We start from the raw sequence: 9,912 nt of genomic DNA, 5'->3' as shown, positions 1-9,912 counted from the left end.
TGGAGGACTGTGGGTTCAGCTGCGGCGACGGCGCACGCCGACCGCGACGACCAGTGCCAGGCTGGTCAGTGCCAGGCCCGTGGGCTCGGGCAGGCCGAAGACCTCGACCGCCGTACCCTGCACGCCAACCGTGAAGCCATTCCAGTACTCGTTGGTCAGGCTGTTCCAGGTGACGGTGTCGAAGYTGCCCTTGAAGCGGATGGCGCCGTGGGGCTCGCCGCTGCCGATAAGCTGGTACTCGAACACGCCGCCGCCGTGGTCGATGACGTTCTTGGTGACATTGCCGCAACCCCAGTAGCCGCAGCCGACGCTGAGGATGTCGAAGTCCTGGTCGAAGCCGTAGCCGTTGCCGTTCAGGCTGATGAAGGCAAACACCGGATTGGCGATGGCCTGGGAGAAGTGCAGCGTCTGTGAGCCGGCAGCCGCCAGTGCGATCTGGTCAGAGCCGGTAGGCCGGTTGTCGACGGCGCTGCTGGTGTAGGACGTGCCGTAGGCCCAATAGTCGAAGCCGCTGCCGGTGTCGTAGAAGCCGACGCCCTGGCGGTTGGTATAGGTCACGTTGACCGTGGCGGTGGTCGTCGTGATGACGCCATAGCCCTCGAAGCCGGYGGCGTTGGGATTGCTGCTTTGCCAGTCGGTCCAGTAGACGGGTGCGGCCTGGGCAAACGCGGTGCCTGCGAGGAGGGCGGTGGCAAGCAGATGCTGAAGAGTTCTCATGGCGCCGCCCTCGAAAGAAGAAATGATCTATGGCACGCAAACTTCGCGCCATTGCCCATTCTTCCTGGGCGGCAAGCGGCCGCTTCGCGCGACGGAGAGCACGACTGTCAGCTGCGTCGACACCCCGTGAACAGGGGGTCGGCTGCCCTCAGGCCCGCAGCGGCAGGCTGCGCCGGCGCTCGCCCGTCAGCGCGAACCAGGCATTGGCCAGGGCTGGCGCAACCGGCGGCAAGCCAGGCTCGCCGACGCCGCTGGGCAGGCCGTCGCTGGGCATCAGATGGGTCTCGATGACAGGGCATTGGGCCAGCGTCATCAGCGGGTGGTCGGGGAAGCTCTTCTGCTGCACCTCGCCGCCCACGATGTCGATGCGTCCCCACAGCGCGGCTGTAAGCCCGAAGATGATGCAGCTCTCCATCTGGCGCACGACGATGCTGGGGTTGACGACAGTGCCGCAGTCGACGGCGCAGACGACCCGCTTCACGCTGGGCCCCTGGTTCCGCGTCACTTCCACGACCTGGGCCACGACGCTGCCAAAGCTCTCGTGCACGGCCACGCCACGCGCCACGCCCGTTGGCAGTGGCTGCCCCCAGCCGGCCGCCTCGGCCGCGCGCCGGAGCACGGCCTGGTGGCGCGGCAGGCCCTCCAGCAGCGCCAGGCGAAAGGCCACCGGATCGGCCTTGGCGGCGTGGGCCATCTCGTCGATGAAGCTTTCCTTGAAGAAGGCGTGGTGGGAATGACCCACGGCGCGCCACATGCCGACCGGCACGCCGCTGTGCGTGGCCTGGTGGGCGACGCGCGTGTTGGCGATGGCATAGGCCAGGTCGAAGAATCCTTCGGAGGCCGTCTTGTCGGGCGCGTCGCCACGCTTGAAGAGGGCGGCCGGCGCGCGGCCATCGGGAAAGGCGTTGCGGTTCAGCACGTCCAGCGTCGGCGCCAGCCCGGGCATGACGCGCTCGGCCCAGCGCGGCAGCAGGGCGTCCGCGGCATTGGTGATGGCCAGCGCCACAGGGCGGCCTTGGGCGTCCAGCCCACCCTGCAGTACGGCCACCTCGGCGGGGCGATAGAAGTCGTGCGTCATGTCCTCCTCGCGCGACCAGACCAGCTGCACCGGCAGCCCACCCATCTCCTGCGCGACGCGCACGGCCTGGCCGATGAAGTCCACCTCCAGCCGCCGGCCGAAACCGCCGCCGAGATAGGTCACGTGCACCGTCACCGCTTCCGGCGCCACGCCGGCCACGCGCGCGGCGACGTCGCGCGCAAAGCCCGGCACCTGGGTCGGCGCCCAGACGCTGACGTGGCCGTCCAGCACCTGGGCGGTGCAGTTCATCGGCTCCATGGTGGCGTGAGCGAGATGAGGCGCGCTGTAGACGGCCTCCACCTTCGTCGTTGCCCCGGCCAGCGCGGCTTTCACGTCACCCTGCTTCAGGAAGGCGAAGCCATCGCCGGCTTCGTGAGCGCGGCGCGCCTCACTCTCCAGCGACGCGAGGATGGCCCTGGAATCCAGCCTGCCGTTCGGCGGCGGCTGCCATTGCACGTCCAGCGCCTTGGCGGCCTCCAAGGCATGCCAAGTGGTGCGGGCGACGACGGCATAGGCCGCCGTGGAGCCCGCGATGGGGCCGAGGGCCACGACGCGCAGCACGCCGGGCCGCGCACGCACCGCGTCGACGTTGGCTGGCCCCAGGCCGCCGCCCAGCATGGGGCAGTGGCGAATGGCAGCGAAGACCTGGCCATGCTCGCGCACGTCCAGCCCGAAGCGCGCACTGCCGTCCACCTTGGCGGCCAGGTCCAGGCGCGGCAGGGCCTGGCCGATCTGCGTCCACTGGCTGCGCGGCTTCAGCGCCACGTCGCCAGGCGGCGTCAGCGCCGCCTGGGTGGCGAGCTCGCCATAGTGGCTGAGCGCGCCGCTGGCATGGTGGATGACGCCGGCCTTGACCGACAGCTCGGCCACCGGCAGCTTGTGCTTCAGCGCCGCGGCGCCCAGCAACTGGGCGCGCGCCGTGGCGGCGGCCAGGCGCAGTGCATCCCAGGCGTCGGCGACGGTCGAGGAGCCACCCGTCAGGTTCAACCCGAGCTCGCGTGCGACCYTGGCCGTGACCCAGGACGAGAACCTGAAGGCGCGGCGCTCGTGGTCGCGTGGGCCGAAAGGGATATTGCCCAGGGAGGTGGCGATATTGCCGTAGATGGCGTCATGGCCGGCTGGCGTCAGGCGCACCGTGTGCAGCGGCACGTCGAGCTCTTCCGCCACCAGTTGCGCCAGTGCGGTATGCACGCCCTGGCCCATCTCGCTGCGGTTCATGGCCAGCAGCACCGTGCCATCGGCGGCGATCTTGATCCAGCCATTCAGCCCGACCTCGCCTTCGACCGGCGGCAGCGTGTGGGCGTTGCCCAGGCGTGAGCGTGGCGGCATGAAGCCCCAGCCGACGATCAGCGCCCCCAACGCGCCAGCCCCGGTCAAGAGCAGCGTCCGTCGCTTCATGTCGACCCCTCGCCCGATGGGTACATCGGTCGGCCTTGCAGGCCGCGCTGCGGTCGGTGCCGCAGCTCTTCGGCAGGCATCGCCAGCCCACCGGGCTGGCGAAGTCGGGCCTCAGCCCCCGAGGGGATGCGGGCCGGCTCGGGAGCGGCCCAGCGCTCGGCCCGCCTCATGGCTTGGCCTTCATCTGTCTGGCCACTTGCTTGATCGCGGCGCGCACGCGCGGGTAGGTGCCGCAGCGGCAGAGGTTGGTCATCGCCGCGTCGATGTCGGCGTCGCTGGGGGCCTTGTTCTTGGCCAGCAGCGCCGCGGCGGCCATCAGCATGCCGCTCTGGCAGTAGCCGCATTGCGGCACCTGCTCGGCCAGCCAGGCGAGCTGCAGCGCGTGAGGGCGGTCCTTGCTTCCCTCGCCGGGCGCCGGGCCGCTCCCAAGGCCGGCGGCGCCCCCTCGGGGGGCAGCCTGCGTACCCGCAGGCGTGGGGGCCATGAGCCCTTCAATGGTCGTGACGGACTTGCCCGCGACAGCGCCCACCGGTGTCACGCAGGAACGCGTTGCTGCGCCGTCGACATGCACCGTGCAGGCGCCGCAGGCGGCAATGCCGCAGCCGAACTTGGTGCCGGTCAGGTTCAGGCCGTCGCGCAGCGCCCACAGCAGCGGCATCGCCGGGTCGCTGGCGATGCCTGGCAGCGTCATGGCCTGGCCGTTTACTTTCAGTTCCATCAAGGCGGGCCCGGGTGGGGCGAAACATCAAAACAGCAGCGCAGGATAGCGGGCAGGACCGAAAATACAGGCATGAGCCTCCCTCAAGATGCAACAGCGCCCGGCCTGCTGTTCGCCCTGCTCCCTGACAGCGGCATCGCCCCCGATGGCCCCGACACCCTCGCACCGCTGGCCGCGGCCCTGCATGCCCAATATCCCAACGCGCTGACGCTCAATCTGCACCCGCCCCTGCGCGACGCCGAGGGCCGCTGCCGCTGGTGGCTGGACGCTGCGCCCGGCGCCGAGGGCGTCAGCGCTGCGCTGCCCCATCTGATCGAGCGCCTGCGCCTGGAGGCCCGCAAACTGGATCTTCCCTGGCAGCGCGTTGCGCTGGCCGGTGTTGGCGACGGCGCGTTGCTGGCGCTGGAGGYCGTGCAGGCTGAACCCGAACTCGTCGGCCGCGTGCTGGCCTTTGCCGGCGGCTACCTGGCCCGGCCGGAACATGCGCCGCAGGACGTCTGCGTGCACCTGCTGCATGGGCTGGCGGACCAGCGCTTCCCCTACCGCCACCTGGTGGACGCAGCCCAGTCCCTGGTCGACCTCGGCGCCGATGTGACGGCCGATCTGCTGCCCCATCTCGACCATGGCCTGCACCCGGCCCTGATCGACAAGGCCATGGAGCAGTTGCGCACCTTCATTCCCTCGCGGCTGTGGCGCGAGGCGGTGGTGGCGGCGCAGGAGAGCGAAAAGACCGCGAGCTAAGCCGCTGCGATGGCCCGCGCGGCCAGCTCCGGGATCAGCGCCGCACGATAGGCCGCCGTGCCGTGTAGATCGCTGTTCAGCCCAGCGGCGCTGACCCTGACCGCACGTGCCGTGGCCGCGCTCCAGTCGCGGCCGAGCGCCGTCTCCAGCTCGCTGCAGCGGAACACACCCGGCCCAGCGCCGGTGACCGCCACGCGCACGCCGCCGTCCAGGCGCGCCACGAACACGCCCACCAGCGAGAAGCGCGAGGCCGGCTGCTTGAACTTCTGCCAGGCGGCCGCCTTCGGGATGGGGAAGCTGACCGCGGTGATCAGCTCGCCGTCCTGCAGCGCCGTCGTGAACAGGCCCTGGAAGAAGTCGTCGGCGGCGATCTGGCGGCTGCTGGTGTGGATGGTGGCGCTTAAGGCCAGCACGGCAGCGGGGTAGCAGGCGGCGGGGTCGTTGTTGGCCAGGCTGCCGCCCAGCGTGCCGACGTTGCGCACCTGGCGGTCGCCGATGCGGCCGGCCAGGTCGGCCAGCGCGGGGATGGCGCGCTGCACGTCGCTTGAGGCGGCGACCGTCGCGTGCGTCGTCGCGGCGCCGATGCGCACGGTCTTGGCATCGACCGTGATGCCCTGCAACTCGGGCAGGCGGCGCACATCGACCAGGCCCTCGGGCGCGGCCAGGCCCAGCTTGATGGCACCGAGCAGGGACTGGCCACCGGCCAGGAATTTGTCTTCCGCGCCCAGGCGGGCGGCGGCGACGGAGGATGCAGCTTGGTAGTTCATCGCTTTTGTCTCCTCAGGCCTTGGCCGATTGCAGAGCCGTCCAGACCGTGCACGGCGTCGCCGGCATGGCCAGGTCCTTGACGCCGATGGCGTCGCAGATCGCGTTCATCACGGCGGCCGGCGAGCCGATGGCGCCGGCCTCGCCGCAGCCTTTCACGCCCAGCGGGTTGTGCGTGCAGGGCGTGCCCTTGGCCGTCTGCACGGTGAAGCTCGGCAGGTCGTCGGCGCGCGGCATCGCGTAGTCCATGTAGCTGCCGCTCAGCAGTTGACCCGATTCCGGGTCGTAGACGCCATGCTCCAGCAGCGCCTGGCCGATGCCCTGCGCCAAGCCGCCATGCACCTGGCCTTCGACGATCATCGGATTGACGATGTTGCCGAAATCGTCCACCGCGCTGAAGCGGGCTATGCGCACGACGCCGGTGGCGGGGTCCACCTCCACTTCGCAGACATAGCTGCCAGCCGGGTAGGTGAAGTTGCTCGGGTCGTAGAAGGCGTTCTCGTTGAGGCCGGGTTCCAGCTTGTCCAGCGGGTAGTTGTGCGGCACATAGGCCGTCAGCGACACCTGGGCGAAGGGGATGGCGCGGTCGGTGCCGGCGATGCGGTATTCGCCGTCCTTGAACTCGATGTCGCCCTCGCCCGCCTCCAGCAGATGGGCGGCGATCTTCCTGCCCTTGGCGATGACCTTGTCCACCGCCTTGACGATGGCCGCGCCGCCCACGGCGAGGGACCGGCTGCCATAGGTGCCCATGCCGAACWGCACYTTGCCGGTGTCGCCGTGCTGGATGTCGATGTCCTCCAGCGGAATGCCGAGGCGGTCAGCCACGACCTGTGCGAAGGTCGTCTCATGGCCCTGGCCATGCGAGTGGCTGCCCGTGAAGACAGTGACCTTGCCGGTCGGATGCACGCGCACCTCGGCGGCCTCGAACAGGCCGGCGCGGGCGCCCAGGGCACCTGCCACATTGCTCGGCGCCAGGCCGCAGGCTTCGATGTAGGTCGAGTAACCGATGCCGCGCTTCAGCCCCTTGGCCTCGCTGACGGCCTTGCGGGCCGCGAAGCCCGCCACGTCGGCGAGCTGCTGCACTTGCGTGAGCGTGGCGTCGTAGTCGCCGATGTCATAGGTCAGACCGACTGGCGTCGCGTAGGGAAACTCCTTGATGAAGTTGCGGCGGCGCAGCTCGGCGGGATCGATGCCGAGCTCGTGCGCGGCCGTTTCCACCAGCCGCTCGACGACATAGGTTGCCTCGGGCCGGCCGGCACCGCGGTAGGCGTCCACCGGCGCGGTGTTGGTGAACACGCCGGTGACCTCGGCGTAGATCTTCGGCGTCGTGTACTGGCCGGCCAGCAGCGTCGCGTAGAGGATGGTCGGCACGCAGGAGGCGAAGGTCGACAGGTAGGCGCCGAGGTTGGCCGTCGTGTGCACGCGCATGGCCAGGAAGCGGCCGTTGCTGTCGGTGGCCAGTTCTGCCGTCGTCACATGGTCGCGGCCATGGGCGTCGCTGAGGAAACTCTCGCTGCGCTCGGCCGTCCACTTGATCGGCCGGCCCAGCTGCTTGCTGGCCCAGACCAGCGCCGTCTCCTCGGCGTACAGGAAGATCTTGGAGCCGAAGCCACCGCCCACGTCGGGCGCCACGACGCGCAGCTTGTGCTCGGGGATGCCCAGCACGAAGGCGCACATCAGCAGGCGCTCGACATGCGGGTTCTGGTTGGCGACGTACAGCGTGTAGTGGTCGCTGCTGGGGTCGTAGCTGGCGTTGGCGGCGCGTGGCTCGATGGCGTTGGGGATGAGGCGGTTGTTGCGGAACTGGAGCTTGGTGATGTGCGGCGCGTTGACAAAAGCCGCGTCGGTCGCGGCCTTGTCGCCGCAGCCCCAGGTGTAGCAGCGGTTGTCCGCGGCTTCGTCGTGCACCGTGCCCGCGTGGCCGGCCGCCGTGGCCGTGTCGGCTACCGCCGGCAGCTCCTCGTAGTCCACCTCCACGAGCGCCGCCGCGGCCTTGGCTTCGGCCAGGGTTTCGGCCACGACCAGGGCCAGTGCATCGCCCACGTAGCGCACCTCGCCGTCCGCCAGGATGGGATGCTTGGGCTCCTTCATCGGCGTGCCGTCGATGCTGTTGATCAGCCAGCCGCAGGGGAGGCCGCCGACGTCGCGGAAGTGCTCGCCCGTGTAGACGCCCAGCACGCCCTCGGCGGCCAGCGCCGCGGCCGTGTCCACGCGCCCGAGCCGCGCATGGGCATAGGCGCTGCGCACGAAGACGCCATAGGTCTGGCGTGGCAGCACGATGTCGTCGGTGTACTGGCCACGGCCGGTCAGGAAGCGCGCGTCCTCGCGGCGCTTGATGCTCTGGCCGATGAAGCCTTCCTTGGGTGCGTTCATGGTCAGGCTCCCTTCATGGCTTGGGCACCGACCTGCACGGCGCGCACGATGTTCTGATAGCCCGTGCAGCGGCAGAGATTGCCCTCCAGCCCCTCACGGATGGCGGTCTCGCTGGAACAGTCATGGTGCTGCACGAGGTCGATGGCGCTCATGACCATGCCCGGCGTACAGAAGCCGCATTGCAGACCGTGGCATTCCTTGAAAGCGGCCTGCATGGGATGTAAGACGCCATCCGGGCCGGTCAGGCCTTCGATGGTGGTGAGAGTCGCGCCATCGGCCTGCACGGCCAGCATGCTGCAGGCCTTCACGGCACGGCCGTTGAGGTGCACCGTGCAGGCGCCGCACTGGGCGGTGTCGCAGCCGACATGGGTGCCGGTCAGTGCCAGGTCTTCGCGCAGAAATTGCACCAGCAACTGGTCGGGCGCGACCTCGCGGCTCACCGTCCGCCCGTTTACTGCCAGCTTGATAGGAATGCCCATCTCGATGTCTCCTCGGTGCGGCCTGGGTGGCCGTCGCGAGGCTATCGTCGCCTGCCGTCGGGCAGGCAGGGGCTGCGCAAACCCCTATAGATGGGCAGTCAGCTGCCGGGCGGGTGTCAGTGCTTGGTGTCGGGGTCCCAGTGCTCGGCGATCTTGCCGTTCTCGATGCGGAACATGTCGAACCAGGTGGTCGTGTAGGTCTTGGTGGCGTCCTTGGGGTCGGGCAGCTCGCTGACGAAGCTGAGGATCACCAGATCGCGCTCGGCCACGATGGCAACCAGCGGCGCCTTGACGCGGGCCTCGATGGGCTTGGGCGTGGCGACCTTGGAGAACACGTCGACAAAGCCGGCGCGCCCGGTGGGCACCTCCGGGTTGTGCTGGATATAGGACTCGGCCAGGTAGCGGTCCGCCAGCTCCATGTGCCCGCCCTCAAAGACTTCGCGCCAGAAGTTGTAGACCAGGCGCTTGTTGGCCGCGAGCTTGGGGTCGCTGCTGGCCAGCAGCTTGGTGTGGTCGGGCTGGGCCTGGACCGGCAGCTGGGCGAGGGCCGAGCCGGCCAGGCTGGCCAAACTGGCAAAGAGGAGGGTGGCGAGAAAGGCTTTCTTCATGAGGGACTTTCAACGAGGGTTGGCCAGTGTAGGAAGCGGCCCGTGTGTGGCCGCACGTCATGGTCGCTGCAAGCTGGCGCCGCTCGCGGTATGGTGGCGGCTGACCTCACCGACAAGACATGGACAACCTCGATCTCAGCGTTTTGCGCACGGCCGCCGCGTGGCGGGCCGAGGCACGTGGCGTCGTGCTGGGCACGATCACGCGCACTTGGGGCTCGGCGCCGCGGCCGGTCGGGTCGCTGGTGGCCGTTCGCGACGACGGGCTGATCGCCGGCTCGGTGTCCGGCGGTTGCATCGAGGACGACCTGGTCGCCCAATTGCGTGCGGGCAGCTTGAAGTTGGCCCGGCCGACGCCGTTGCGTTACGGCGTTGGCGCCGAGGAGGCGCGCCGCTTCGGCCTGCCCTGCGGCGGCACGCTGGAGCTGATGCTGGAGCCACTGGGGCCGCAGTCGGGTGTCGACGCGTTGCTGGCACGGCTGGAGCGCGGCGAGCGCGTGCGCCGCACGCTGGACCTGGCAACCGGCATCGCCACGCTGGCCGACGCCGAGCCGGGTGCCGACACCTTGACGCTGACCGACACCCAGCTCGTCAGCCACCATGGCCCGCAATGGCGCTTGCTCGTCATCGGCGCCGGCCAGATGACCGACTACCTCGCCCAGATGGCGCTGGCACTGGGCTATGGCGTCACCGTCTGCGACCCGCGCGCCGAGTACGCCGATGGTTTCGCCATCCCTGGCGTCACGTTGACGCGCGACATGCCCGATGACGTCGTCATCGCCTTCAAGCCCGATGGCGCCACGGCCATCGTCGCGTTGACGCACGACCCCAAGCTGGACGACCTCGCGCTGATGGAGGCGCTCAAGGGCGCGGCCTTCTATGTGGGCGCCATCGGCTCGCGCGTCAACCAGGCCAAGCGCCGTGCGCGGCTGGGCGAGCATTTCGGGCTGACCGATGCGGAGCTGGATCGCCTGCACGGCCCCGTCGGCCTGGACATCGGTGCGCGCACGCCGCCGGAAATCGCGCTCAGCATCCTGG

9 protein-coding genes are annotated in these 9,912 nt (G+C 69.6%); 2 read left to right on the top strand and 7 right to left on the bottom strand.

The features are described 5' to 3' along the window. Positions 1-15: 15 nt before the first annotated feature. The 3 genes from AC1DU6_RS11675 to AC1DU6_RS11665 form a co-directional block, all read right to left on the bottom strand. Positions 16-717 carry a PEP-CTERM sorting domain-containing protein gene (locus AC1DU6_RS11675; protein WP_477857340.1) on the bottom strand — a complete coding sequence of 234 codons (702 nt, stop codon included), beginning with the start codon at positions 715-717 and terminating at the stop codon, positions 16-18. A 148-nt stretch (positions 718-865) separates the two neighbouring features. Continuing rightward, the gene (locus AC1DU6_RS11670; RefSeq protein WP_477857338.1) at positions 866-3,193 is read right to left on the bottom strand and encodes a xanthine dehydrogenase family protein molybdopterin-binding subunit; all 2,328 of its coding nucleotides are present in this window, start codon (positions 3,191-3,193) and stop codon (positions 866-868) included. Between the two features lie 166 nt (positions 3,194-3,359). Beyond that, on the bottom strand, positions 3,360-3,911 hold the full coding sequence (locus AC1DU6_RS11665) for a (2Fe-2S)-binding protein (protein WP_477857336.1): 552 nt from the start codon (positions 3,909-3,911) through the stop codon (positions 3,360-3,362). A 72-nt stretch (positions 3,912-3,983) separates the two neighbouring features. Here AC1DU6_RS11665 and AC1DU6_RS11660 point away from each other — a divergent pair, with 72 nt between their 5' ends. Beyond that, complete coding sequence (locus AC1DU6_RS11660; RefSeq protein ID WP_477857335.1) at positions 3,984-4,652, top strand: alpha/beta hydrolase family protein; 669 nt, start codon at positions 3,984-3,986, stop codon at positions 4,650-4,652. On the opposite strand, the gene AC1DU6_RS11655 is transcribed toward AC1DU6_RS11660, so the two are convergent. From AC1DU6_RS11655 to AC1DU6_RS11640, 4 genes are all read right to left on the bottom strand, one after another. Continuing rightward, positions 4,649-5,419: an FAD binding domain-containing protein gene (locus tag AC1DU6_RS11655; RefSeq protein ID WP_477857333.1), complete on the bottom strand. Its 771-nt coding sequence runs from the start codon at positions 5,417-5,419 to the stop codon at positions 4,649-4,651. The two genes, AC1DU6_RS11660 and AC1DU6_RS11655, sit on opposite strands and share 4 nt — an antisense overlap. A gap of 13 nt (positions 5,420-5,432) precedes the next feature. Then, positions 5,433-7,790, bottom strand: coding sequence for a xanthine dehydrogenase family protein molybdopterin-binding subunit (locus AC1DU6_RS11650; protein WP_477857331.1), 2,358 nt, complete (start codon positions 7,788-7,790; stop codon positions 5,433-5,435). A 2-nt stretch (positions 7,791-7,792) separates the two neighbouring features. Then, positions 7,793-8,269 carry a (2Fe-2S)-binding protein gene (locus tag AC1DU6_RS11645; protein WP_477857329.1) on the bottom strand — a complete coding sequence of 159 codons (477 nt, stop codon included), beginning with the start codon at positions 8,267-8,269 and terminating at the stop codon, positions 7,793-7,795. A 116-nt stretch (positions 8,270-8,385) separates the two neighbouring features. Further along, positions 8,386-8,877: a nuclear transport factor 2 family protein gene (locus tag AC1DU6_RS11640; protein ID WP_477857328.1), complete on the bottom strand. Its 492-nt coding sequence runs from the start codon at positions 8,875-8,877 to the stop codon at positions 8,386-8,388. Between the two features lie 119 nt (positions 8,878-8,996). Between AC1DU6_RS11640 and AC1DU6_RS11635 the strand changes: the two genes are divergently transcribed. After that, the coding region (locus AC1DU6_RS11635) for an XdhC family protein (RefSeq protein WP_477857326.1) at positions 8,997-9,912 on the top strand (916 nt) is incomplete at its 3' end.

This window comes from Roseateles sp. P5_B10, assembly GCF_056400485.1.
The sequence above is the reverse complement of the archived record's forward strand: the minus strand, read 5'-3'. Positions and strand labels throughout refer to the sequence as shown.